The organism is [Pseudopropionibacterium] massiliense, from assembly GCF_900607225.1.
Classification (GTDB): Bacteria; Actinomycetota; Actinomycetes; order Propionibacteriales; family Propionibacteriaceae; genus Arachnia; species Arachnia massiliensis.
The window spans coordinates 108260-131329 of the sequence record NZ_LR027842.1; the positions used below are offsets into that span (position 1 = coordinate 108260).

Annotated in this window: 23 protein-coding genes; 5 read left to right on the forward strand and 18 right to left on the reverse strand. The window is 67.1% G+C overall.

What is annotated here, in order from left to right; genetic code table 11:
* The first annotated feature begins 12 nt into the window (after positions 1 to 12).
* Positions 13 to 849 (forward strand): glycosyltransferase family 2 protein, encoded by an 837-nt coding sequence (locus E0E39_RS00475; RefSeq protein ID WP_130872995.1) that lies wholly within the window; start codon positions 13 to 15, stop codon positions 847 to 849.
* A gap of 186 nt (positions 850 to 1035) precedes the next feature.
* Here the strand turns inward: E0E39_RS00475 and E0E39_RS00480 are convergent, their stop codons facing one another.
* The 3 genes from E0E39_RS00480 to E0E39_RS00490 are packed head-to-tail and all read right to left on the reverse strand — an operon-like array spanning position 1036 to position 5488.
* The gene (locus tag E0E39_RS00480) at positions 1036 to 2493 is read right to left on the reverse strand and encodes a lipopolysaccharide biosynthesis protein (protein WP_245988149.1); all 1458 of its coding nucleotides are present in this window, start codon (positions 2491 to 2493) and stop codon (positions 1036 to 1038) included.
* Positions 2478 to 3335 (reverse strand): beta-1,6-N-acetylglucosaminyltransferase, encoded by an 858-nt coding sequence (locus E0E39_RS00485; RefSeq protein WP_130872996.1) that lies wholly within the window; start codon positions 3333 to 3335, stop codon positions 2478 to 2480. The genes E0E39_RS00480 and E0E39_RS00485 overlap by 16 nt, the downstream gene beginning before the upstream one ends.
* Entirely contained in the window at positions 3332 to 5488 is a 2157-nt protein-coding gene (locus tag E0E39_RS00490) for a hypothetical protein (protein ID WP_130872997.1), read from the reverse strand. The genes E0E39_RS00485 and E0E39_RS00490 overlap by 4 nt, the downstream gene beginning before the upstream one ends.
* An 80-nt stretch (positions 5489 to 5568) precedes the next feature.
* Between E0E39_RS00490 and E0E39_RS00495 the strand changes: the two genes are divergently transcribed.
* Complete coding sequence (locus E0E39_RS00495) at positions 5569 to 6852, forward strand: glycosyltransferase family 2 protein (RefSeq protein WP_130872998.1); 1284 nt, start codon at positions 5569 to 5571, stop codon at positions 6850 to 6852.
* Here E0E39_RS00495 and E0E39_RS00500 read toward each other — a convergent pair.
* A complete protein-coding gene (locus E0E39_RS00500) occupies positions 6770 to 7915 on the reverse strand; it encodes a class I SAM-dependent methyltransferase (RefSeq protein ID WP_165444576.1) in 1146 nt (381 codons plus the stop codon). The genes E0E39_RS00495 and E0E39_RS00500 overlap by 83 nt on opposite strands.
* 31 nt (positions 7916 to 7946) lie before the next feature.
* Between E0E39_RS00500 and E0E39_RS00505 the strand changes: the two genes are divergently transcribed.
* On the forward strand, positions 7947 to 8498 hold the full coding sequence (locus tag E0E39_RS00505; protein ID WP_130873000.1) for a dTDP-4-dehydrorhamnose 3,5-epimerase family protein: 552 nt from the start codon (positions 7947 to 7949) through the stop codon (positions 8496 to 8498).
* 11 nt (positions 8499 to 8509) lie between these two features.
* Here E0E39_RS00505 and E0E39_RS00510 read toward each other — a convergent pair whose 3' ends face one another.
* From E0E39_RS00510 to E0E39_RS00560, 10 genes are all read right to left on the reverse strand, one after another.
* On the reverse strand, positions 8510 to 9529 hold the full coding sequence (locus E0E39_RS00510) for an NAD-dependent epimerase/dehydratase family protein (RefSeq protein ID WP_130873001.1): 1020 nt from the start codon (positions 9527 to 9529) through the stop codon (positions 8510 to 8512).
* Entirely contained in the window at positions 9526 to 10173 is a 648-nt protein-coding gene (locus E0E39_RS00515; protein ID WP_130873002.1) for a PIG-L deacetylase family protein, read from the reverse strand. Before E0E39_RS00515 ends, E0E39_RS00510 begins: the two co-directional genes overlap by 4 nt.
* Positions 10170 to 10910 (reverse strand): glycosyltransferase family protein, encoded by a 741-nt coding sequence (locus E0E39_RS00520; protein WP_130873003.1) that lies wholly within the window; start codon positions 10908 to 10910, stop codon positions 10170 to 10172. Before E0E39_RS00520 ends, E0E39_RS00515 begins: the two co-directional genes overlap by 4 nt.
* The gene (locus E0E39_RS00525; protein WP_130873004.1) at positions 10907 to 12151 is read right to left on the reverse strand and encodes a class I SAM-dependent methyltransferase; all 1245 of its coding nucleotides are present in this window, start codon (positions 12149 to 12151) and stop codon (positions 10907 to 10909) included. The genes E0E39_RS00520 and E0E39_RS00525 overlap by 4 nt, the downstream gene beginning before the upstream one ends.
* Positions 12148 to 13182: a glycosyltransferase family 2 protein gene (locus tag E0E39_RS00530; RefSeq protein WP_130873005.1), complete on the reverse strand. Its 1035-nt coding sequence runs from the start codon at positions 13180 to 13182 to the stop codon at positions 12148 to 12150. Before E0E39_RS00530 ends, E0E39_RS00525 begins: the two co-directional genes overlap by 4 nt.
* Complete coding sequence (locus E0E39_RS00535) at positions 13175 to 13972, reverse strand: glycosyltransferase family 2 protein (protein ID WP_130873006.1); 798 nt, start codon at positions 13970 to 13972, stop codon at positions 13175 to 13177. The genes E0E39_RS00530 and E0E39_RS00535 overlap by 8 nt, the downstream gene beginning before the upstream one ends.
* A 694-nt stretch (positions 13973 to 14666) precedes the next feature.
* On the reverse strand, positions 14667 to 14996 hold the full coding sequence (locus tag E0E39_RS00540; RefSeq protein WP_130873007.1) for a WD40 repeat domain-containing protein: 330 nt from the start codon (positions 14994 to 14996) through the stop codon (positions 14667 to 14669).
* A gap of 313 nt (positions 14997 to 15309) precedes the next feature.
* Positions 15310 to 15750 carry a hypothetical protein gene (locus tag E0E39_RS00545; protein WP_130873008.1) on the reverse strand — a complete coding sequence of 147 codons (441 nt, stop codon included), beginning with the start codon at positions 15748 to 15750 and terminating at the stop codon, positions 15310 to 15312.
* A complete protein-coding gene (locus E0E39_RS00550; protein ID WP_130873009.1) occupies positions 15751 to 16056 on the reverse strand; it encodes a hypothetical protein in 306 nt (101 codons plus the stop codon).
* Positions 16057 to 16706: 650 nt separating this feature from the next.
* Entirely contained in the window at positions 16707 to 17633 is a 927-nt protein-coding gene (locus tag E0E39_RS00560; protein WP_130873011.1) for an ABC transporter transmembrane domain-containing protein, read from the reverse strand.
* A gap of 951 nt (positions 17634 to 18584) precedes the next feature.
* On the opposite strand from E0E39_RS00560, the gene E0E39_RS15945 reads away from it, so the two are divergent.
* Positions 18585 to 18902, forward strand: a complete 318-nt coding sequence (locus tag E0E39_RS15945; protein WP_245988389.1) for a transposase family protein — start codon at positions 18585 to 18587, stop codon at positions 18900 to 18902.
* A gap of 182 nt (positions 18903 to 19084) precedes the next feature.
* Here E0E39_RS15945 and E0E39_RS15620 read toward each other — a convergent pair whose 3' ends face one another.
* The 4 genes from E0E39_RS15620 to E0E39_RS00575 form a co-directional block, all read right to left on the reverse strand.
* Positions 19085 to 19237 (reverse strand): hypothetical protein, encoded by a 153-nt coding sequence (locus E0E39_RS15620; RefSeq protein WP_165444577.1) that lies wholly within the window; start codon positions 19235 to 19237, stop codon positions 19085 to 19087.
* Positions 19238 to 19316: 79 nt separating this feature from the next.
* A complete protein-coding gene (locus tag E0E39_RS15625) occupies positions 19317 to 19484 on the reverse strand; it encodes a hypothetical protein (RefSeq protein WP_165444578.1) in 168 nt (55 codons plus the stop codon).
* Between the two features lie 832 nt (positions 19485 to 20316).
* A complete protein-coding gene (locus tag E0E39_RS00570; protein WP_165444579.1) occupies positions 20317 to 20829 on the reverse strand; it encodes a LytR C-terminal domain-containing protein in 513 nt (170 codons plus the stop codon).
* A gap of 14 nt (positions 20830 to 20843) precedes the next feature.
* On the reverse strand, positions 20844 to 21137 hold the full coding sequence (locus tag E0E39_RS00575; RefSeq protein ID WP_014847804.1) for a type II toxin-antitoxin system VapB family antitoxin: 294 nt from the start codon (positions 21135 to 21137) through the stop codon (positions 20844 to 20846).
* Between the two features lie 217 nt (positions 21138 to 21354).
* On the opposite strand from E0E39_RS00575, the gene E0E39_RS00580 reads away from it, so the two are divergent.
* Entirely contained in the window at positions 21355 to 22941 is a 1587-nt protein-coding gene (locus E0E39_RS00580) for a helicase HerA-like domain-containing protein (protein WP_130873013.1), read from the forward strand.
* Positions 22942 to 23070: the final 129 nt, after the last annotated feature.

Genomic DNA, 23070 nt, shown 5'->3' on the forward strand with positions numbered 1-23070 from the left:
GGTGAACAACTGATGAAACCGCACATTTCCGTTTGCATCCCGGTCTATCAAGGGGCGTCAACCCTGGCGGCGACCCTGCGATCGGTGTTGGCCAGCGAATGCGCCGACTTCGAGGTGGTGATCCGGGACAACGGCTCGACCGACGGCACCGGCGACGTGATCGCCGGTTTCGACGACCCCCGCATCCGATCCATCCGCTCCGAGGAAACCCTTCCGTTGCCGGCCAACTGGTGTGCGACCGTCGAACAGGCCCGTGGGGAACTGATCAAGGTGGTGTGCGCCGACGACCTCATCCGTCCGGACTGTCTCGCATCCCAGGCCACGCTCATGGAGGATCCGACGCTCGCCCTCGTCGCGTGCCGCCGCGATTTCATCGACGGCAACGGCAACGTCCTGACCCGCAACGCGGGCCTACCGGGTCTGCTGGGGCGCCACGGCGTCTCCGAGGTCGCCAGGGTGGCGGTGCGGTTCGGGATCAACCCGGTCGGTGAACCCGCGTGCGTGATGTTTCGTCGCCGTGACTACGACGCCATCGGCGGTTTCGACGGTGCGATCGTGTTCGCCATGGACATCGACGCCTGGCTGCGGATCCTCACCCGCGGGGACATGATCGGCCAACCCGAGGCCCACGCCGCGTTCCGCATGTGGACGGAATCGTTCTCAAGCAGCCACAACCGGCAGCAACTCGGCGAACACCTCCGATTCCTCAAACAGGTCGCGAACGATCCCCGCTACGAGATCCCGACCGTCCTGCGTCACCTCGCGCCCGCCGCGGCCCACGTCTCCTGGCACGCCTGGTCGGCGCGGCAGTGGCTGTGGGGCCGGAGGTCCACGTCCCACGCTGGTTGAGCCGGCCTGCGAGCGTCAGCGAGTGGGTCGTGTCGAAACCATGGCGAGGGAGGCCGGGGTCGGGTGCTGGCTACCGGGCGCCGGGGGTGGTTTCGACTCGGGTCGCTCGTTCCTCGCGCCCCGGCTCAACCAGCGTCAGGGAAGGGCGCTCGCGCCCCGGCTCGACCAGCGTCGGGGAGTCGTGGGTCAGATGGCCTGGAGGCGCCGCAGACCCAGGAAGAACGGCACCAGGCAGCAGCAGGAGAACGCGAACCGCCCGATCCTCCAGACCGGTTCCTGGGGGGCGAGGACCGATGCGACGCAACCCGCCACCGCCACCACGATCAGCGCCACCACCGGCCAGGCCACCCGGACGGGGGCGTGACGTCGCGTCACCGCGAGACGCAGCACCACCGCCTGCGCGAGCAGCGCCAGGAAGGTCGCGGCCGCGGTGCCGTTGAGTCCGAACGGCACGATGAGGGCGAAGGTCGCGGCGATCTTCACCGCCACCGCCACCACCGACGCCCACGCCAACGGCACCGACCAGCGGATCGTGATGAGCATCTGGCTGCTCGCGGCCGCCGCCGCGACGGGGAACGCCGCCAACCCGATCAACGCGACCACCGAGACCAGCTCCTCCTGCGCATAGGTGGCGGGCGCGAAGATCTGCAGCAGCGTCGGGGCGGCGACCGTGACGCCGAGCACCGCCCACGCCACCAGCGAGAACACGCCGTCGCGGGAGGTCGCGATCACCCGCCACCGCTGGGTGTCGTCGGCGACGTTCTTCAGGCGCGGCAGCCAGGCGCGGTTGGTGAACGTCAGCATGAGCGTGACGACGTTGCCGATGGTGAACGCCACCTGGTAGCGCGCCACCTGCACCTCGCCCAGCATGCGCTGGATGATGAATCGGTCCCCGGCGGTGAGCAGGAAGGTCGACAAACCGGTGAGGGCCAGCGGGATCCCGAGACGCAGCCCGCGGCGCAGCGTCTCCTTGTCGAACAGGCCCGCCAGCCGCGGCCGGGTCCACGCCAGCCCCAGCACGAGCGCGACCACCTGCCCGATGATCCCACCCAGCGCGTACACCTCCGCGGTGCGCTCCCACGTGAACAACAGCACGAGGCCGAACAGCAGACCCCCCACCGTCGAGATCAGCGACACGGTGGCGAACCGCGCGAACCGGTCCTCGGCCTGCAGCAGCGACAGCGCCAGCATCACCCCCGCGCCGGGCGCGGTCCAGCCCAGCGTGATGAGCACCAGCGTGTAGCTGGAGAACCCCAGGGCGGGCGCCCACAGCGGAGACAGCAGCGCGATGCCCCCGACGATGACCACGTCGACGGCCAATCCCGCGGCCAGCAGTCCGCGGGCACGGGCAGGGTCGCGGTCCTCCACCCGCTGCATCTCCAGCGCCTGGTCGAGGCCGAGCACGGTGAGAACGATCAGCAACTGGTAGAGCGCGATGGCCGCCGACAGCGACCCGAACTCCGCCACCGGCAGCGTGTAGGTGAGCACGGGGGAGACCACCGTCGCCACGACCATCTGCATGGACCAGATCACGACGTAGAGCATTCCCCGGCCGAACAGGTCGGAGGTGCCGCCCCTGCCCGTGGCCTTGGCCGTTCCCGCCGGATCGGCGTCCCTCTCCCCGGGGGTCATGGCAGCGGCCACAGGTCCTGCTCGATCCTGTCCAGCAGGGCGGTGGAGTCCTCACGGAACTTGCGGGCGAACAGGACGGGCGAGACCTCCCGGGTGCGGGCGGCGCGCAGCGCGGGCAGGTCGGTCTCGTCCAGCCACCGCGGGTTGGGGCTGGGTTGTGTGCCCCAGTCGATGTACCACGCGGCCCCCGGCAGGTGGCTCGACTCCCATCGGGCGCCGAACGCGGGGGAGGTGAGCAGGCTGGGGATCATCGTCTCGTCGGGGATCCACGTCGTGCGGAAGTAGTCGACGAGATCTGGCCGGGAATCGACGATCTCCAGGATCAGCTCGGCGTGGTGGCGGGCGAGGATCTTCAGTTGCGACCCGCCGGCGGGACGAATCCCCTTCGGCCAGCGCCTGGGGATCAGCGACCAGACGCGTTTGCGATCCCTGACCCGGTTGCCGAACACGAAACGGTCGTAGCCCCCCATCGGGCCCCAGTGCTTGATCGGCAGCCTGCGGATCTGGGCCCACGACCTGCCCCGTGCCCGGTCCAAGCGTTCCACGAGTCCCTCGACGTCGACCAGGGGGTAGTCCGCCCCCGTCATCATCACGATGTGTTGGGCGTCGGTGGTGGCGCACACCTCCCGGTACCCGGCGAGCTCGGCCTCCAACAACCCGAAGGTCGCCCATCCCGAGGAGATCCGCGGCAGCAGCCGCACCCGCTCGGGAAGTGCAGCGGTGAGCTCGGCGTGCATCTGCGGCGGCACGCCCGCGTCGACGTGCAGGAAGATCGGGAGTCCGTCGAGCGCCCCCACGAGTCGCCGTAGGAGTTGCGGTTTGTCGTGGGCGAGGAGAACCACTGCGATGCTCATGAAACGCTGCTTCCCGGGAGTTCGTACACGGCGACCCCGTCCCCCTGGTAGGCGACGGTGACCCCCGGTGTGTTCCGGAGCGCCTGTTCGAGGCGGGTCTGGTCGGATGCGAGCAACTGGGCGTAGCGTTCGTCGAAGGCCTTCATCCGGTCGCTCACTAACACATAGCGCACCTTCGCCGGCACGGCCATCCAGTGCTTCATGAGCATCGCCAGGTCGGCCTGCGGATCGTAGTCGGCCCCGGTCGTGGCGGGGTAGACCTCGGTGGTCTTGTCGCGCAGCACCAGTTCCCGGGACAGGTAGAACATGTCCTTCCCGGACAGGCGCAGCGGTTCGGCGAGTTCACTGCCGAGCGTGAACACCTGGGTCTCGGGGGTGACGTGTTCCTCCACCCACGCCACGGCCTTCACGTTCTCGGGGTTCATCACCCGGGTGTAGTCCATGCCGGTGGTGCCGATGACGAACACCGCGGTCAGCGCGACCACACCGGCGTTGCGGACGGGATGCCACGGCACGGTCCAGAACCGTCGTCCCGTCTGTGGCAGGTTGATGGATCCGATGATCGCGAGCCACGGCAGACAGAACAACGTGACCCGGAAGATGCCCTCCGAGCCGTAGGCGGAGGCCGCGAACAGCCCTGCGGGACTCGCCGCGGCCAGTGTGAGACCGATGGTCATGCGGTTGTGGAAACGGAACAACGCCAGCAGGGCGACCACACCGATGCACACGAGCGCGATGGCGGGCACCCAGAACGTGATCGTGTTGATCAGGGCCGGGGAGAGGGCGCTGGAACTCGGCCTGGAGGGGGTCTTGAAGTTCGAGAGAATGTTGAACAGCTCGTCGAGGGACACGTACGACTTCAGCACGCCGCGGTTGAGCAGCGCCCAGACCACGGCGGGCGCGACCAGCACCACCGGCGCCCACCACATCTTCATCAGACGCGCCACGACCAGGGCGATGCAGATCAGCGTCGCCAGGAAGGGACTGAGCTGGTGGGTGACGCAGGCGGTGACCGACAGCATCAACGCGGCCCAGACCCGCGACCACTTCAGGCCCGTGCTGTTGCGCAGCAGGGCCGTGGTGGCGGTCGTCACGAACGCCAGTCCCGCCACCTGGGGGGCGTAGAAGCTGGTGGTGAGGCTGGAACCGAGCGCGAACACCAGACCCGCCCACCAGGCGCGTTCGTCGTCGACGAAGTAGCGTGCCAGCTGCGCGACCGCGAGGCAGTTCACGCCCGCACCGACGGCACCGAACACGGCGGCGTACATCATCAGATCCGGCCAGCCCGCGGCCTGCTGCACCAGTGCGCTGGACGCGAAAAGACCCGAGTAGGCCTGGTAGATCCCGGCCCCGCGGTCCAGGCCACCATCGGCGATGAGCAGGTTCACGATGCCGAGGTGGCGGGCCGCGACCTGCACCGTCGGTGTGCCGTACATCACGGCCTGGCTCATGGGGACGACGGTGGCCAGCAGCACGATGCTCCAGCTGCGTCCACCGACGCTGGAGAAGGCCCAGCACACGGCGAACACGATCGCTCCCAGCCCGAGGAACCACAACGGGCCGGCGGCCAGCGCGGCGCCGTAGAAGGCCGGGGACTGGGGCTGCGCGGCCGCGGTGAGCACCGCGACGAGGAACCCGGCCGTGGCGAGGCCGATCGGGCCGATCATCGCCCGGCCCGTCCGGCGCATCCACGTCGCCTCCAGGGTCGGCGGTCGTTTGTACGCCACCCACACGGCCACCGCCGTCGAGGCGACCATGATCAGCGTGGCCATCACCCGCGGATGCCAGAAGCTGGTCAGCGCCATCGGCAACGAGCACAGGATCAGCACCGCGAGGCTGCCGACGAACCACGACAGGATCAGGTCGAGACCGTGCAGCCGGTACACCACCCCGATGGCCAGGCCGGGCACGGTGTGCAGCAGGATGGCCACGAGCAGCCCCTGGAAGCCACCCTGGCCGCCGGTGATCGTCAGCACCGTGCCCACCACCCCGAGGAAGGCGACGAGCAGGGCCACCCAGAACCGGTTCAGCAGGTCCTCGTCGTTCGTCGAGGCCGATGCGATGGCGACGGGTTCCATTTCCGGGTCGGGAACGATGGAGACACGCGCGGGGATGGTGGGTTTTTCTCCACCCTTCCGGGAGTCGATGCTCATCTGGGATTCCCCTCGTTGCCATGCGCTGGGTCGCGCTGTGTGGGCGGTCGATCATGCCCGTCCTCGGGTAGAGTCACGCCATGCTGGAACATCCTATGCACAGCAGCGGAACCCCCGAGTGGGCCGGTGCGGTGTGGGTCGGTCAACTTGATCTTAGCGACGTGACGTCGGCGCCTGCCGGTTCGTCGTTCGAGCTGTCCGGCGGGTCGGGCTATCGCAGGGCCCGGTTCCTGGTGCGCGAGGGGCAGGCAGTGCGTGGTTTCGTTACCGTCGCCGTGGAGCGGGGGAGGATTCGGGTCGATGATCTGCGCAGGTACGTGGAGACGCTTCCAGCAGCCGCACCCGAACCGGAGCCGTTCCGGCCGCCGATCAGCGTGGTGATCTGCACCCGCGACCGGGGGCGGCTGCTCCGCGACGCGGTCGATTCCGTCCTGGCCAGCGACTACCCGAGTTTCGAGGTCGTGGTGGTCGACAACGCCGGTGCCACGTCCGAGACCCGCGACGTGGCCCTGCGCCACCCCGACCCCCGGGTGCGCTACGCCCACGAGCCCCTCGCGGGACTCTCCTACGGACGCAACCGGGGTCTGCGGGTGGCCGTGAACGAGCACGTCGCCTTCATCGACGACGACGTGGTGGTGGACCGTCACTGGTTGACGGGGATCGCACGTGGTTTCGGCCGTGATCCCCACGTCGGCCTGGTGTGCGGGCTGGTGCCCAGCGGTGAGATCCGCACCCGCACGCAGGCGTGGTTCGATCATCGCGTGACCTGGGCCGAGGCGCGGGAGCCCCGTGTGTACTCGCTGTCCGCGCCGCCACCGGAGCTGCCGTTGTTCCCTTTCCAGGTCGGCGTTTACGGCACGGGCGCGAACAACGCCGTGACCAGGGCGGCCTTCGAACACGTCGGCGGGTTCGACGTCACCCTGGGAACCGGGCAACCCACCATGGGGGCGGAGGACATCGACCTGTACCTGCGCATGCTCGCGGCCGGGTACTCGATCAGTGTGGAACCCTCGGCCATCACCTGGCACCGTCACCGTTCCGACCTTCCCGCGCTCAGGGCCCAGGCCCGCGGGTACGGCGCCGGGATGGGGGCGTGGTGCACGAAGATCCTCCTCACGCCGTCGCTGCTGCGCCTGGCGGTGGGGAAGGTGCCGGGCGCGATCTCCAGGATGCGGGCGATCGCGCAGGGTGGTTCGTCGAATCCGGCCAGCGCCGACGCGGAGTTCGGACTTCCGCAGGGATACACCGCCGCTCTCGGGGCATTGGAGATGCGCAGTGCCCTCACCGGTCCCTTCCGTTACGTCCAGGCGTGTCTGGGTAAATGGCGCAACCGTTGGCTGGCGGGGGCGAGGGCGTCCGGGTAGGACCTGCCCCGAGCAGCGCGATCCGGCCCGTGAGCCGGGGATGCGTGGCCAGCAGTTCGTCGTGGAGGTCCGGCAGCAGGAGCAGCACCTCCCCGGGATCGGCCGCGACGAGTTCTGCCGGGCTGATCACGGGAATGCGGCTCCCGGGCATGCAGCGTCCCTGCTTGGCCGGTGACGCATCCCCGACCGCGAGGATCGCGCCGGCCGCATCCCCCACCATCGCAAGCTCCGCGACGGCCTTCGACGCGGCACCGTAGGCGAACAGACGCGTACCCGCGGCGCGGTGGCCCTCCAGGTAGGTGCGCAGCCGCGTCGTCGAGACCGAGACCGCCTCCGCCAGGCACGCGAGCCCCTCCGGGGTCGCCAATCCCCGCCGGGACTCGTCGTCGTAGGCGGCCAGCAGGTCGGCGTCGGGACGCCCGCCGCGGCTGGCGAGCACCACCGCGACCCCGCCGTAGAGGTCGTAGCGCAGCACACTGGTGGGCGTGATCCCGACCGTGCCGAGCGCGGTCCTCAGCGACGTGAGGGTGAAGTAGCCGTGATGGCCGTGGCGCAGCGCGGTCCAGGAGCGTTGTGCGACGACGTCGCCGAGCGGCTGGATGAGGAAGACCGCCAGGCCGTCGTCGGCGAGCGCCTCGGCGTGGCGGGCCAGGGTGGCCGGGAGGTCGCGTTCGTGCATCAGCCCGAAGCTGTCCACCACCAGGTCCGCGGGCCCGTCGGTCGGGGTCAGGTCGAGCAGCGGCAGCCAGCTGCCGCCGTGCGGGGACCCGAACTCGACGACCGTGGCCCGGCCGTCGAGGTGCCCGAGCCGTCCCAGGTCCGCGACCGCCCGGCGGGCCTGGTCGACGACCGCCCGCGGCTCCGGCACCGCGACCTCCGGTTCGGTGGTGTCGTCGGCGTCGAGCTGCGCCAGCCCGCAGCCGGTGCACAGCCGCATCGCCAGCGCGTGGGTGGGGTCGGGCAGTGGGTCGGTGGGCAGCGGCCAGTGCCGCGGTGACGGCTGGGCACCCAGGTCGAGCACGATCACACCCTCACCGGAGCCGCACAGGATGCACTCAGCCACGTCGTGTCTCCTTCTCCGGCATGATGAGGGCATGGAGGTACGCGAAACCGGCATCGACGGGGTGCTGACGTTCGTTCCCCGGCCGCGCCGCGACGACCGGGGGGTGTTCACCCGCACCTTCGACGCGGCCGTCGGCGCGCGCCACGGGGTGGTCTTCGGCGAGCACACCCAGGATTCCCAGTCGCGGTCGGCCCCCGGTGTGCTGCGCGGCCTGCACGGCAGGTCGGGGGAGGGCGAGGCCAAACTCATGCGGGTCTCCGCCGGCGCGGTGCTCGGCGTCGTGGTGGACGCGCGATGTGGGTCGGCGACCTTCGGGTCCCACGTCTCGCTGCTGCTCGACGACCACGACTTCGTCGCGGTGTGGATTCCCGCCGGATGTCTCAGTGGATTCCAGGTGCTGCGCGGCCCGGCGGACGTGCAGTACCGCATCGATCGGCCCCACGACCCGGCCGAGGACGTCGCGGTGCGATACGACGACCCGGACCTCGGGATCGCGTGGCGTCCCGGGGAGCCGGTGGTGAGCGAACGCGACCTCGGGGCGGGTTCCTGGGCGGACCTGGTGGCCCGGCTCCGCGGATCCTGAGAGTCGCGGCCTCATGTCGCGGCCCGGAGCCCGGCGTCGATCCGGGAGGACTCCTGTAGTTCCCGGATCCGGGCGAGCCGGACGAACCGGTGGGTGAACAGGTCCTCGGTCATGCCGTGGTCGCGGTAGGCGGCCACCAGCTCGCGGGCCCCGTCGGCGATGCTGCGGCGCATGTTCGCGCCCGGCAGCAGGCGGCGCAGCCGGGAGAAGTCCACCCGGTAGGAGCGCGGATCGTTGCCGGCCTCGCCGGTGATCCGCACCGCCGCTCCCGTCTCGGCGGCGACGATCTCCGCGATCTCCGCGACGGTGACGTTGTTGGTCTCGGTGCCGACGTTGATCTTCTCGCCCCGCACGTCGTCGGCGGGCGCAGCCAGCGCGGCCGCGAACACCTCGGCGATGTCGGCGGCGTGCACGAGCGGCCGCCACGGGGTGCCGTCGGAGAGCACCAGCACCTCCCCCGACAGCAGCGCGTACCCGACGAGGTTGTTGAGCACGATGTCGGCGCGCAGCCGCGGGGAGAAACCGAAGGCGGTGGCGTTGCGCAGCGAGACGGTGCAGAAGTCCGCGTCGGTGAGCTCGTCGAGATCCGACTCGACCCGCCCCTTGCTGATCGCGTACGGGGTGCCCGGCGCCGGGTCGGCGCCCCCCGCGACGAGCCCGTCGCCCGCCGCGCCGTAGACGCTGCACGTCGAGGAGTACAGGAACCGGCCCACGCCCGCCTGTTTCGCGAGCCGCGCCAGCCGCACCGAGGCCGCGTGGTTGATGTCGTAGGTGATCTCGGGGGCGAGATGACCGAGGGGATCGTTCGACAACGCGGCGAGGTGGACGACCGCGTCGAACCCCTCCAGGTCGGCGGCGGTCACGTCCCGCAGGTCGAGTCGCATGCCGGGCGGGTCGGTGGGGGCGGGGCCGAGCACGCAGTCGGCGAACCAGCCGACGTCGAGGCCGGTGACCTCGTGGCCCGCGGCCCGCAGCACCGGGGCCATGACGGTGCCGAGGTAGCCCTGGTGGCCGGTGAGCAGGACCTTCATGCGTGAACTCCGATCTTGATCGTGGTGGTGGGCACGACGAACGCCTCGGCGTACCGGTGGTTGCACTGGATGCCGCGCAGTCTCATGAGCGCGGTGAACGCCTCCGCGTCGAACCAGGGATGCCCCTCGGCCTGGCTCGGGTAGCGGCGGGTGATGATGTCGGCCTTGAGGCGCACCACGTCCTCGGGCACGGGCACGAACGTGGCCGGGGTGGGCAGGTCGGACTCGTACTTCGCGATCTCGTAGCCCCACACCGGCTGGCGGCGGAAGGTCTGGGCCAGCAGTTCGGCGACGAGCCGGTGGTCCTGGTGGGCGTCGCCCGGCTGGGGGCCGATCACCAGGTCCGGTTCCCCCGCCTCGCGCAGCGCCACGACGGCCCGTTTCGCCTCGCCCCAGTGGGCAGGGAGCCGGTTGTCGGGAAAACCGGAGATGTTCACGTCGAGATTCGTGCCGGCGCACAGCTCCGCCAGGGCGGCCCGTTCCTCGTCCTCGCGGACGGTTCCCGCGCCGGTGAGGATCAGTGCCGTCACCCGCATCCCGGGGTTGGATTCGCACAGCATGCGCACCGTGGCGCCCGCGCCGATCGCGATGTCGTCGCAGTGCGCCCCCGCCAGCACCAGGTGGCGTACCGGTTCGAGGATCATGGCACCGTCACCACGCCGCGACGACCCCAGGGCACGTTTCCGGAGGCGTACATCGCGTCCAGCAGGGCGCGTTCCTTGAAGGTGTCGGCGGGCAGCCAGAACCCGTCGTGCCGGTAGGCGAGCAGTTGTCGGGTCGGCAGGAGCGCCTCGAAGGCGACGTCCAGGTTGCGCCCGACGCCGAGATGGTCGAAGAACGGTTGGCGAAGGATCAGGTAGCCGCCGTTCTCGCGGATCGGCAGCTCCTCCAGGCGGTGGAACCCGGAGACGGTGTCGTCCTCGCGGATGTTGATCACGTGGAACGATGCGTGTGGGCGCACCGACAGCATCATCGCCGCGGCCGTCGGGGACGCCTTCATCCTGTCGACCATGTCGTCGAGGGAGACGTCGGTGAGCACGTCGGAGTAGTTCGCGAAGAACATCTCCTCGCCGGCGACGAGGGGGCGGGCCAGTCTCAGGCGTTCCCCGACCGGGGTTTCCGGGCCGGTGTCGAGGTATTCGACGTGCCAGTGCCGGGCCCGCGGATGGTTCGCGACCACGCTCGCCACCGCCTCCCGGATCTGGTCGGCGGCGTGACCGAGGCACAGCACGAAGTCCGTGTGACCGTAGGCGGCGTAGTGGCTCATCACGTGAACCACGAGCGGAAGGTCACCGACGAGCTGGAGGGGCTTGGGTAGCCCTTCGCCGCTCCATCCGAGCATGCGCATGCCGTGACCGCCACAGAAGAGTACGACTTTCATTGTTGCCCCAGGGTTTCGACTTCAAGTTCGGGTAGTGGCCACACGAGCCTGGTTCCGGGCCTCAGGGTGGCCGCGAGCTGGGCGGTGATCTCGTCGCGGAGGTTCCACGGCAGCACGAGCACGTCGTCGGGGCAGTCCTCGACGAGATGCTCCGGCGACACCACCGGGATGCGGGTGCCGGGGGTGTAGCGGCCGTGTTTGAAGATGTTGCGATCCGCGGCGTAGGCCAGCAGATCGGGGCGGATGCCGCAGTAGTTGAGGAGGGTGTTGCCCTTGCCGGGCGCACCGTATGCCACCACCCGTCGACCTGCCCGCCGGGCCTCGATCAGGAACGCGACGAGGTCGTCGCGGATCCCTGCGACCCGTTCCGCGAGGCCGAGGTAGGCCTCGGGGGTGTCGAGCCCGGCGGCCCTCTCCACTGCCTCGACCTCCGCCACCCGCGGATGTTCGGCGACATCCGTTTCCTCGGGGACCGCCCACAGCCGGATCGATCCGCCGTGCGTGGGCAGCAGCTCCACGTCGACGAGTCTCAGTCCGCCTGCTGCGAGCCCGTGTCGGGCGGCGAGCACCGTCCAGTACTGGAAGTGTTCATGATAGACGGTGTCGAACTGTGCCGCGGTGATCAGCGACAGCGCGTGGTGGACCTCGATGGAGATCCGTCCGGTGTCGGCGACCAGGCCCCGCAGCCCAGTGGCGAAACCGGTGATGTCGGGGATGTGGGCGAAGACGTTGTTGGCGACGACCAGATCGGCCGGGCCGTGTTCGGCGCGAACCCGTGTCGCGAGTTCCTCGTCGAGGAAGGCCCGCAGCATGGGGATGCCCTTGGCGCGGGCCGCTTCGCTGCAGTTGAGGCTCGGTTCGATGCCGAGGCAGCTGATGCCGCGGTTCACGACGTGCTGGAGCAGGTAGCCGTCGTTGGCGGCTACCTCGACGATGAAACCGTCCGGGTCGAGGCCGAGGGCATCCACGGTCCGGTCGACGAATCGCCGGGCGTGTTCGACCCACGAGGTGGAGTAGGAGGAGTGGTAGGCGTAGTCGCCGCCGAAGGTGTCCTCCGGGGTGATCAGGGCCGGGATCTGCAGCAGCAGGCAGTCGGGGCACAGCCTCAGGTGCAGCGGGTAGGTCGCCTCGGGCTGGTCGAGTTGCTCCTCGGACAGGAAGGACTCGCACGGTGGGCTGGCTCCGAGGTCGAGCACGGAGATGAGGTCGCTGTTGCCGCACAGGCGGCAGGTGATGCTCACCGGGGGGTTCCTTCCTGCTTGCGTCGGTTCCGTCGAATGGCGAAGTGCCCGACGACGTAGCCGATACCGGTCATCGCGAACGCGGATGCGATCGCGAACGCTCCCCCCAGGCCGCGCCCGCGCGTGCGGGGGGCCGACAGCAGTTCCCGCAGGAAACCACGCGGCAGGATGTGCGTGGCGTAGGACATCTCCGTGGACAGCGACGCCTGACGTGAGGTGCGTTCGCTCACGGCGGACTTCGAGATGCCCTCGGCGTAGGAGCGGCGCCACAGGTAGCTCCACGTGAGACGGTCGGGGCTGACGTGGTGGCGCACCCGGCTGCGCGGTTCGAAGAGGATCCCGGCGTCGGGGTGGTGGCGGGTCGCCCGGATGCACAGCTCGGTTTCCTCGCAGCCGTACGGCACGCGACCCACGCGGCCGAGGTCCTCACCGAACAATCCGGCGGTGTCGAACACGCTGGTCCGGAACGCCATGTTGCAGCCCATGACGTTGCGCACCGGGGCGAGGGTGGTGGGTTGCCCCTCGTAGGTGCAGCCGACCACCCAGTCCAGTTCGCCCCGGCCGCTGCGGGCGGCGGGCAGCGAGACGGGCCGGGTGGCGTCGTCGGGCCAGCGGGGCGTGGCGGCGCCACCAGTGATGAGCACCTCCTGATCCCTGAAGGGAAACAGGAGGTGCTCGAGCCAACCGGCTTCGGGGGTCGCGTCGTCGTCGAGAAAAACGATCACCTCTGTGTCGACGAGTCCGATCGCCGTGTTCCGACCCCCGGACAGCCCCCGCCTGCGAGTGTTCGCGACGACGTCCACCAGGGGGCCCGAGAGCTCACCCGCCTTGGTCAGGAGGTCGTCGTTGTGGTCGACGACCACGAGCACCCGGCCGGCGCGGCCGGAGGCCTCGAGCTGCCGGGCGGCCTCCAGCACTCCGTCGTGCAGGTCCGTCCAGCGGTCCAGTGTGTAGGCGCAGACGACAACGGTGACGCTTTCCAGGTCGTGGACGTTGTCGCCCGCCGGTGATTCGGATGGGTCCTCAGACATTCAGGTGATCCCACTCACGTGAGCGCAGACGGCAGGTGGGCAGGTGGTGGCGTGCCGGGGCGGCGACCAGCCGGGTGCGCTTGGCGCGGCCGTTGCGGGCCGTCTCGGTGGCGATGGTGCGCAGCACCCGCTGCCCGTCGGCGAAGGTGCGCAGGTTGCTCTCACCGTGGATGCGGCTCAGTTCGAAACTGGGCACCTCGGTGACCGCCAGGCCGGCCTGCGCGGCGCGGACCGTGATGAGGGTCTCGATCTCGAACCCGTCGCCCCAGATGCGGCCGCCGTCGTCGGGTTGGGGTAGGTCGGGGTCGGGTAGTTTCAGCGCAGGGACGATGTCCCGCCAGAAGGCGTTGTAGCCGTAGCACAGGTCGGTGAACTTCGTGCCCAGGCTGAGGTTGCTCAACACGTTCAAGCCCCAGTTGCCGGCCGAGCGCAGCCGGGTCAGGTCCACGGAGCCCCCGCCCGTCATGTATCGCGATCCCTTCGCGAAGTCCGCGCCCTCGACGAGCGCGTCGACGAACGCGGGGATCTCGCACGGGTCGGCCGAGCCGTCGGCGTCGAGGGTGACGACGATGTCGCCCGTGGCGGCGTACATCCCGCAGACCAGGGCGTTGCCCTTGCCGGTGCGGGTCTGGTTGATGACCTGGAGGTTGGACAGGTGGCGGCGTGCGACCTCGACCGTGCCGTCGTCCGACCCCGCGTCCACCAGAACCACCTCGTGGACATCCGGCATGTCGGGGAGTAACACCTCCAGGTTCTTGGCCTCATCCTTGGTCGGGATGACGACGGACACGCGTGGGCTGTGTGGTCGGGTGTGCATGTGATACCCCCTTGCCTCGATATCAAGAAGTGCGCAGTTCTGTTGAACGGATGGCCCGTGTTTGCAGCCTGGGTGGTGGCTATGTGGCACGAAGCCATGAGCAAGAACTGCGCATTGCTGATGATCATATGCCGATTTTCCGGTCTCGGGGCTCATTGGGGAACTCTCGGTGTGTCCGAAGGTGGCCGAACGATTGTCACAAGCACTTTCGCCGGTTTCGTGCCGTTCGTTTCCGGGCGTGTCGGAAGTTGAACGTGAAATAATCCAATGGTTGAGGGCGGGATCCGGAGAGATGTTTGCGTAATGAAATGACTGAAAGTCTGACAAAGGATCGATTTTTGCAGCGGCTTTCCGGATAGGTGATTGACCCGGTGCGGATGCGAAGGGGATGCCCTCCGAAACTGGTTGAGCCGGGCCGCGACGAACGAGCGGCCCGTGTCGAAACCGCAGTTCCGATGCCGGTTGCGCTTGCCTTGTGGTCATCTGCTTGCGCTGTAGCGCTGGCGTTCGACGGTCGGGCTGGCCTTTCTGTCGGGAAGGTTGGCAGATGACGGGAGGGCTGGCGTTGGGCGCGGGGACGAAGCTGGTTGAGCCGGGCTGCGAGGAACGAGCGGCCCGAGTCGAAACCACCTGGAGGGTGGGCACCCAGTCCCGGGCGTCCGTCGCCTCAGTCGTTCGGTGGTTCGTAGGACAGGCCCGGTATTTCGAGGCGCCTGCTTCCACCCTCTGGCTCCGGGACACGCAGCACCCGCCAGGCCTCTCCCTCCAGGACGTCGAGACCTGCGGGGGTCCAGCTGGCGTAGCTCTCCACCCCGGGGACGCGGGGCCGCACGGAGATGAAGGCGCGTTCCAGGGTGCCGTCGGGGTGGGAGATCCGGATCAGTCCCGAGACGTCGGCGGTGGCGATGAGATCCTTTGTGGGATGCCATGCGACCCCGGTCGCCCGGTCTGTGTGGCCGGGGCATAAAGTCGTTCTAGAGCCCAGACAGCCACCCACCGCCTTTCCCGACTAGAGATTTTGCTGGCCGGTGCGCCGTCTGTGCATAAGCCTCCTTGAGTGCCGAAGTCCCCCGCGCCGGGTACCCAGAGGCTTATGCACAGCCGCACCGAAGCTGGTTGAGCCGGACCGCGACGAAGGAGCAGTCCGTGTCGAAACCACCCCGTGGGTGTCTGAGGAATCCGGGGTTCGAGTGTGCTTCTCGGCTGCCGGGTGGTTTCGACACAGCCGTTCGTTGGCGCTCACGAGCTGGCTCAACCAGCATCTTGTGAATAAGCCTCTAGGTAAATATCCACAAGAGCTTAAAGTGTGGTTAGCGGTTTTCTTGCTCGAGAAGCTGGGCCGTTGATGTGTAGGTTGCCGCCCAGTGTGAGCCAGTCGCAATACATCGGGCCAGCGGCAGCAGGCTTGTCACCACGTCGACATGGCCGGTAAGATTGTAATGAATGCCGTATCCGTGGGATGAGTCGTTCCCCTCGAGGTAGGCAGTGAGCTTCACCCAGTTTCCGCCATGAAGTCTGACCAGCCCTTCACCAAGGAAGGCCTCGTAGAGTGTTTTCACATGGTTAACTTCGCTTTCCGATAGCTGTACATACGCTTGCTCGGCTGCCAGAAGTGAGGCTTCTGACCACGGGGATTTCAGATCGATACCCATGATTTCATCCTTGCGGGTATCGAAAAGATCACGAAATCTGACAACCGTTGGATCATCCGGTTGCAGTATGACGAAATCAACGTCGTTGATCTCCGTCATTCACCAGCCCTGCCCTTTAGGGATGAGAACCCAGACCTTACCGGCCTTGATGCACTTGAGATCACTTTTGTTGGGCATCAGGCGACGCACATTCTCACAGCCGGCCTTGGTCATGAGGATTCTGAGGACGAGGTGCCAGACTGCCGGCTCTGCTTTTTGGTTGTTTTGAGTTTCCGTCAGCGTGGAGATGGCAGCGTCTTCGCTAGCTGTCTGAGCGCTTGCTGGTGCCGACTGAAGCCCTGCTCCCACCAAAAGTCCAAGTGTCGCGAGACCTGCGATGAGGCGTTTTTTGATTGAAATTGACACGATCGCGCTTTCCGTTTTCTTGAATCGATTGCTTCTTGCCCTTAGCGTAACATTTCCACCCTCGAGGTAAATATACCAATAGTAGGCGATGGCAGGGTAACTTTTGATAAGGAGGCTGGTTCACAGGGGGCACCGGCCAGCGCAATCCTCTGGTGGTCGTGTCCTGGGAATTGCGGTGGGCTCTGATGGTTTCGACACGGACTGCTCCTTCGTCGCGGTCCGGCTCAACCAGCTTCGGAGAGGCTGTGAACAAGCCTCCACCTGCCATGGGGTGGGTTCACAAAGTCGTGGAACGCAATGGCATCGCAACCAGCCTCAAGGGGACGATACAGCCGGCTCATACAGCCTGGAGGGCCTGGGGGGTGTCACACCCTGTCCCAAGGTCCACGCCCACCGGGGCCTGTGGCCGACCCGGCGGGCAAGGCCGCCTACCGGCGTCCCGACGGGGTGGCGGTGGTGCCGCTGGCTCTCCTTGGTCCGTAGCTACTTTCCGTCTTCCGGGTTCGGGACGCGTAGAACCCGCCAGGCCTCTCCTTCCAGGACGTCGAGGCCTGCGGGGGTCCAGCTGGCGTGGCTCTCCACTCCGGGGATGCGGGGTCGCACGGAGATGAGGGCGCGTTCCAGGGTGCCGTCGGGGTGGGAGATCCGGATCAGTCCCGAGACGTCGGCGGTGGCGACGAGAGCGCCGTCAGGGCTCCAGGCGACCCCTGTAACGCGATGGTTGTTTTGCCCGCGCTGACCAGGCCCTGAAACCATTTGTGGCCGAAATCGAAGATGGCCTGCATGGGGTAACGAGGAACATCGCGTAGCCGAAGAAACTGAATCAGTTGCCCCATGGTCAACGCCCCGGTCAGCAACTGCCGAGATCCGAGGTAGACGAGCACGACGAGCAGCAGCCCGGATAGCAGCACGCTGATCGCCTCGACGACGCCCTGCCAAGTGCCCAGCCGGGTCCCGAGGCGTCGGACCTTCTGGGATTGGCGCTGGTAGTTCTCGGCGAACCTGTGTTCCCCGCCGATGCCGCGCAGGATCCGCAGCCCGGTGACGATGTCGGTGGCCACCGAGGTCAGCGTCGAATTCTCCGTGCGCTCCGCCGATTGTGCCCCGGCCAACGGCCGCAGCACGGGTACGGAAACACCGAGCAGCAGCGGCGTCGCGATGAGCACGATGAGGGCCAATTCCACGGATGTGTGCAGCATCAGGGCGCAGGCGATCAGGAAGTTCATGACGGCAGCGAGGGCATGAGCGAATGAATCGAGCGTGGCGCCAAACTGGTCGCTGTCGGATGCCGAGACGCTCACCACCTCACCCGTGGGCAGCCGCCGGTTGAGGACGTTGCCCAGCGCGGCGGAGCGCCGCGCCACCCGGCGCTGAATGCGGTACAGCCACATTCGCACCGACAAGGTATGAAAGAGGATGCCTCCCATCACGCCGAAGGCGATCACCCCGATCAGCACGGCCACCCACGAGAGAGTGGCCCAGGCGTCGCTGCGGACGACACCCGCATCGATGGCGCGGCCCAGCAGCCACGGGCTGAGGGCAAACGGCATCATCCACGACGACGCGGCAAGCACCATCGCGGGCGCCACAGTCCTGGCTGCGTATCGGCCACCACAGGAAGCGGCTTGGGGAACGGGTGTCGGGCGCGTCGTTGGCGGGGATGGCGCCCCCAGACACCACCCCGCCACCCACCCCACATTTCGCAACACGACCTAGTCCCGCGTCGATTGTCAGGTCTTCAGCATCGATGGCCGTGAACTCTACGCGGCCCGCCTTGTTGAACATCCGAATCGGCGGCGGTGTCGCCGACCTTGCTTCGTCTACTCGTAACCTGTCAGTGCTTGGAGGCTTATTCACAGGATGCTGGTTGAGCCAGCTCGTGAGCGCCAGCGAACGGCTGTGTCGAAACCACCCGGCGGCCGAGAAATACACTCGGACCCCGGAGTCCTCAGACACCTATGGGGTGGTTTCGACTCGGACTGCTCCTTCGTCGCGGTCCGGCTCAACCAGCTTCGGAGAGACCATGAACAAGCCTCTTGGAACTTCAGCGTGTATTTCTTGCCTGGAGGCTTATTCATAGGGGTGTTTTGACTTTCTCCAACTAACGTTTTACCCGAGGGTAATGTGAGGGCGGCTTGCCAGATCCGAGACAATCACAGTGTTCTACTACAAAGACTTTCAGATGAAAGACAAGCCGCTGCCATGGAGACTATCAAAAGCCTTGAGCGTGATCGGGTCCTTGGCCTGTGTGAGCTGGTCCACACCTCCTGTTCCGGAAACCTTCCCCCGGCAGGGTCCCGTACCTTGGGGTTGTTCCGTTGTATCCGGGTCGCTGTGTTGATGCTGCGGCGCAATCTCGCCCAGGAGTTGCTGGCCGACATCCTCATGGTCTCCCGGGCCACGATCTCGCGAGTGGTGGCGGTCCACGCTCCCCTTTTGGTCGCCGAAGTTCTTCCAAGCATGTGTGCCCGGTGTGGAAGATCCGCGCCCCGGACCCGGCAGCTCGCTTGGGTCTCCCCACACCGCTGGTGGGTGGTGTTCATGATGCGAAGGCCGTCAGGGAATCCGGTTTCCTTACAACCCTTGATGCTGGAAGTCATATTGGGGACAAGGGCTATGTCGGTTTGGGAATGATCACCCTCGTGAAGAAGCCCGCTCACGGTGAACTCGCCGACAGCAACAGGAGAAGCAGCACGGCCATCAACCGTGTCCGTTATCTCATTGAGCGTGTCATCGCGAACCTCGAGACCTGGCGTGTTCTGCACGCCGATTACCGCCGCTCGTACGACACCTTTGAAACCACAATACAAGCCGTCACCGGACTCGTCTTCGCCTACACCCCATGAATAAGCCTCAATATCCTTGTTTCCCGGTATGTGCGGTGTATCCCTCCGGGTGGACCATCGAAAACCGGTTCACCGATCAGATGCCTGATCCGACGCAGGGATACCCCGTGTTGGGATCGTCGCCCTGGACTTGCACCGCGCACCATGCGCCGCTGAGCTGCTGGGTATCGGACCCCGGGGATTCAGTGCGTCACCCAGTGTCTCCACACCTGGCGGCCGCGCCGCAGGGTGCAGGCGGCGCTGGCGATGGTGGCGGGGCCGAGGAACATCATCCAGGAAAGGAGCCCCTGCCGAGCGGAGTTGCAGTAGGAAACGTCCTCCAGCTGCCCCTTCAAAATCCCTCTGACCTCACTCTCGGTCAGTTGTGCTCCCGAAGAAGAGCTTCTCCGTTCATCACGTTCACCTATGCCGGTGTCATTTGTCAATTTCGTCAAGGAGTGGCACACCAGCTGACTTGTCCTGCCGTCTAAAACCATCTCGGATTTCTGGGGGGGAGTGGTTCATGACGAGAAAACTCAAAACTATCAGAATCCCGGTGAGAATGAAGGGTATTGCCATTGACGGAGGCTTCGCGTCGGTCATGCATACATGGTAGCCGCGCGCGGGTTCAAGCCCGTGTGCCAGCGTCGCGGAAGTGCTTCGCAGGTGACCCCTCAGAGCCCTCGCGGCCAACGTGCTCCCTCCGAAAGGCAGTGCTCGTCCGGTACGGGAAAACCGTGACGGGATTTTCGGGAATTACGTGGCAGATGAGTTTTTGTCGCTCGGGGTTTCCCGGGATCTATTGCGTTGTTCATCCTCCTCCCATTCCGCTTGCAGGAATCGCCGGTACGTCCAGCCGGTGTAGGCGATGCTCCCGACGGCGGCGGGGCCCAGGAACATCAGCCAGGCCAAGTGAGTTTGCCGGGCGGGAACGCAGTACAAACCATTGCTGGGATCGGGCAAAGGCCTGCACGCCACCTCTCGTCTGTCCGGGGAGGTCCTGGTGCCGGACTGATCGTAATCGTAATACACGGCTTTCCCGGGCGACTGGGCGAGAACGAGGATTGACAGGAATACGAGAATTGCGGTGAGCGCGAAGGGAAACCACAGCGATGGTTTTGGTGTCGCATTGCATCATTTTAGTCGCTGAGGGGTTCACTGCTGTGGGAATGGAACGCGGCCAAGGAGGCTTGTTCACAGCCTTCCTGAAGCTGGTTGGGTCGGGCCGCGACGAAGAAGCAGTCCACCTCAACCGGTTTCCACCCCTCAGCTGCACCCCTGGCCAGAGGATTGCGCTGGCGGCTGTCCCGTCGGTGAACAAGCCTCGAAGGGCGTTGTGTCACGAGAATCGTGGTAGCGCGGAACCCCGGCTGCGCAGCATTGGTTGCGCCTCGGAACGATCCGTTGGGTGATCGGTGCTGCGCAGGCAGGGTTTTCAGCTGGGCAGCGCGGAGGGCGACGGGCTCGGCGCCAGGCAGATGGTGCCGGATTCGATCGGGATCTCGGTCAGGCCGGATTCCGCCAGGCCCGCGAAATCGGAGCCGACCAGCACGTCGACGGTGCCGTCGACCCGGGAGTCGGTTTCCACGGTGGGCTCTGTCAGGTAGCTGGCGACCAGTTTCGCCGCCTCGGTGTTGTTCTCGCCGCTGCGGATGATGGTCTTCGTGACGCGTTCCTTGGTGTTGGTGGTCTTCGCCACCTCGAAGCCCGCCGTCTTCAGCGCCTGCCCGACCTTCGAGCCCAGGCCGCTGGTGAAACCGCCGTTGTACACCAGAACCGTCACCTGATTCGGTGTGAGCGTGCTCACCTGCTGGGTGACGCATGGAGTCGGTGGTGGGCTGGGAATCGGTGCGGTCAGGGCGTTCCATCCCAGGTTCGCCCCCCAGATCAGGAAGATCAGCAGACCGATCAACAGGGCCGGGGTGGCGAGAAGTCGGAAGGCGCGCACGATTCAGCAGGCTCTCACGAGAGTTCCAGCACGCGGGCGTGCATCGTCTGACGTTGCTGCAGCGCGGCACGCAGGGCGCGGTGCAGACCGTCCTCCAGGTACAGGTCGCCGCGCCAGGAGACGACGTGGGCGAACAGATCGCCGTAGAAGGTGGAGTCCTCCTCCAGCAGGGCCTCGAGGTCGAGGGTGCGTTTCGTCGTGACCAGCTCATCCAGCCGCACCTGGTGCGGAGCGATGGCGGCCCACTGCTTCTGGACGTAGCCATGGTCCGGGTAGGGGCGGGAATCGCCGACACGCTTGAAGATCACACCGGTCAGTTTAGCCATCATCGTGTCAATCGGCTCACCGGCATACAACCCGGGCAACGCCTTCCCGTACGAGGTGTCGAACGGGCCACGCGGACAGGAATTCGCTCGGCATCGGTCGAGTCGGTGCGCGACGACGGAGGCCCCGCGTCGGAAAGCCCTCTCTCCCGCCCGGGGTGTCCTCGCCGGGAACGGCGCCGATCAGTGCTTCCCTAGGGGGGTGAGTGAAGAACTGGTGGCAACGATTCAGGCCGGATACGGGTTCGACGGCGACGCGGTGCAGCTGGGCGTTCTGCTGGACGGCGCCCCCGTCGTCGAGGCGCCCATCCGGATTCCGCTGGCGATGTTCAACCGGCACGGACTCGTCGCCGGGGCCACGGGCACCGGCAAGACCAAGACCCTCCAGCTGATGGCCGAGGCCCTCAGCAAGGCGGGTGTTCCCGTCTTCGCCGCCGACATCAAGGGCGATCTGTCCGGCATGGCCTCCCCCGGGGTGGCGAGCGAGAAACTGGCCGCGCGGGTCGAGGCGCAGGGGCAGCCGTGGGAGGCGAAGGCCGCGCCCTGCGAGTTCCTGGCGCTCGGCGGGCAGGGCACCGGAATCCCGGTGCGGGCGACGATCTCGTCGTTCGGCCCGATCCTGCTGTCGAAGGTGCTGGGGCTCAACGAGGTGCAGGAGAGCTCCCTCGGGCTGGTGTTCTACTACGCCGACAACAACGGCCTGCCGCTGCTCGACCTCAAGGATCTCGTCGCGCTGCTGAAGTTCCTCACCTCCGACGACGGCAAGGACGAGCTGAAGGGGATCGGTGGGGTCTCGGCCGCCACGGCCGGGGTGATCCTGCGCAACCTCGTCGGCCTCTCCGAGCAGGGCGGTGACGTGTTCTTCGGGGAGCCCGAGTTCGAACCCTCGGAGCTGCTGCGCGTCGCCGACGATGGCCGCGGTGTGGTGTCGCTGCTGGAGCTGCCCGACCTGGCGTCGCGACCCGAGATGTTCTCCACCTTCCTGATGTGGCTGCTGGCCGACCTGTTCAGTTCCCTTCCCGAGATCGGAGACGCCGACAAACCGAAACTGGTGTTCTTCTTCGACGAGGCGCACCTGCTGTTCAAGGGTGCATCCAAGGCCTTCCTCGACTCCATCACCCAGACCGTGAGGCTGATCCGCTCCAAGGGGGTGGGGGTGTTCTTCGTCACCCAGACCCCCAAGGACGTGCCCGAGGACGTCCTGGCGCAGCTCGGCAGCCGCGTGCAGCACCAGCTGCGCGCCCACACCCCCAACGACGTCAAGGCGTTGAGGGCGACGGTGTCGACCTACCCGAAGTCGGGCTACGACTTGGAGGAGGTGCTGCAGGGCCTCGGGATCGGCGAGGCGATCGTCACCGTCATGAACCCCAAGGGCGCACCCACCCCCGTCGCCTGGACCCGGCTGTGGGCCCCCGAGACGTCGATGCAACCCACCGACGCCGCCGTGATGCAGCAGGCGGTGGCGGCCTCGCCGCTGATGGCGAAGTACGGGCAGGCCATCGACCGCGAGTCGGCCTACGAGATCCTCACCGCGAAACTGGAGGCCGGCGCGAAAGCGGCCGAGGAGGAACGGCAGCGCGCCGAGGCGGAGAAAGCCGAGGCCGAACGCCGCGCCCAGGAGGAGAAAGAACAGCGTCAGGCGGAACGCTCGGAGGAGCGGTCGTCGGGATCGGGTCGTGGTCGCACGTCGGCGGTGGAACGGATCGCCAGCCGCGGCATCATGCAGGTGATCCGCACCGTCACCCGGGAGATCGTCCGGGGCCTGTTCGGCACGGGCAGGCGGCGATAAAGGTCGGGCCTGTCTACCGGGTGACGGGGCGGTTTCGACTCAGCCGTTCGCTGGCGCTCACGTGCTGGCTCAACCAGCTTTGTCCTTCTTGAAGTTGGTTGAGCCGGGCTGCGACGAAGGAGCGGCCCG

What these genes read in the sequence shown, in the direction of transcription:
- E0E39_RS00475 (WP_130872995.1), top strand. Translation starts at nt 13, where the DNA reads ATGAAACCGCACATTTCCGTTTGCATCCCGGTCTATCAAGGGGCGTCA.
- E0E39_RS00510 (WP_130873001.1), bottom strand. Translation starts at nt 9,529, where the DNA reads ATGAAGGTCCTGCTCACCGGCCACCAGGGCTACCTCGGCACCGTCATG.
- E0E39_RS15625 (WP_165444578.1), bottom strand. Translation starts at nt 19,484, where the DNA reads ATGACCGACGCGAAGCCTCCGTCAATGGCAATACCCTTCATTCTCACC.
- E0E39_RS00530 (WP_130873005.1), bottom strand. Translation starts at nt 13,182, where the DNA reads ATGTCTGAGGACCCATCCGAATCACCGGCGGGCGACAACGTCCACGAC.
- E0E39_RS00515 (WP_130873002.1), bottom strand. Translation starts at nt 10,173, where the DNA reads ATGATCCTCGAACCGGTACGCCACCTGGTGCTGGCGGGGGCGCACTGC.
- E0E39_RS00485 (WP_130872996.1), bottom strand. Translation starts at nt 3,335, where the DNA reads ATGAGCATCGCAGTGGTTCTCCTCGCCCACGACAAACCGCAACTCCTA.
- E0E39_RS00560 (WP_130873011.1), bottom strand. Translation starts at nt 17,633, where the DNA reads ATGGTGCTTGCCGCGTCGTCGTGGATGATGCCGTTTGCCCTCAGCCCG.
- E0E39_RS00490 (WP_130872997.1), bottom strand. Translation starts at nt 5,488, where the DNA reads ATGAGCATCGACTCCCGGAAGGGTGGAGAAAAACCCACCATCCCCGCG.
- E0E39_RS00505 (WP_130873000.1), top strand. Translation starts at nt 7,947, where the DNA reads ATGGAGGTACGCGAAACCGGCATCGACGGGGTGCTGACGTTCGTTCCC.
- E0E39_RS00545 (WP_130873008.1), bottom strand. Translation starts at nt 15,750, where the DNA reads ATGACGGAGATCAACGACGTTGATTTCGTCATACTGCAACCGGATGAT.
- E0E39_RS00520 (WP_130873003.1), bottom strand. Translation starts at nt 10,910, where the DNA reads ATGAAAGTCGTACTCTTCTGTGGCGGTCACGGCATGCGCATGCTCGGA.
- E0E39_RS00495 (WP_130872998.1), top strand. Translation starts at nt 5,569, where the DNA reads ATGCTGGAACATCCTATGCACAGCAGCGGAACCCCCGAGTGGGCCGGT.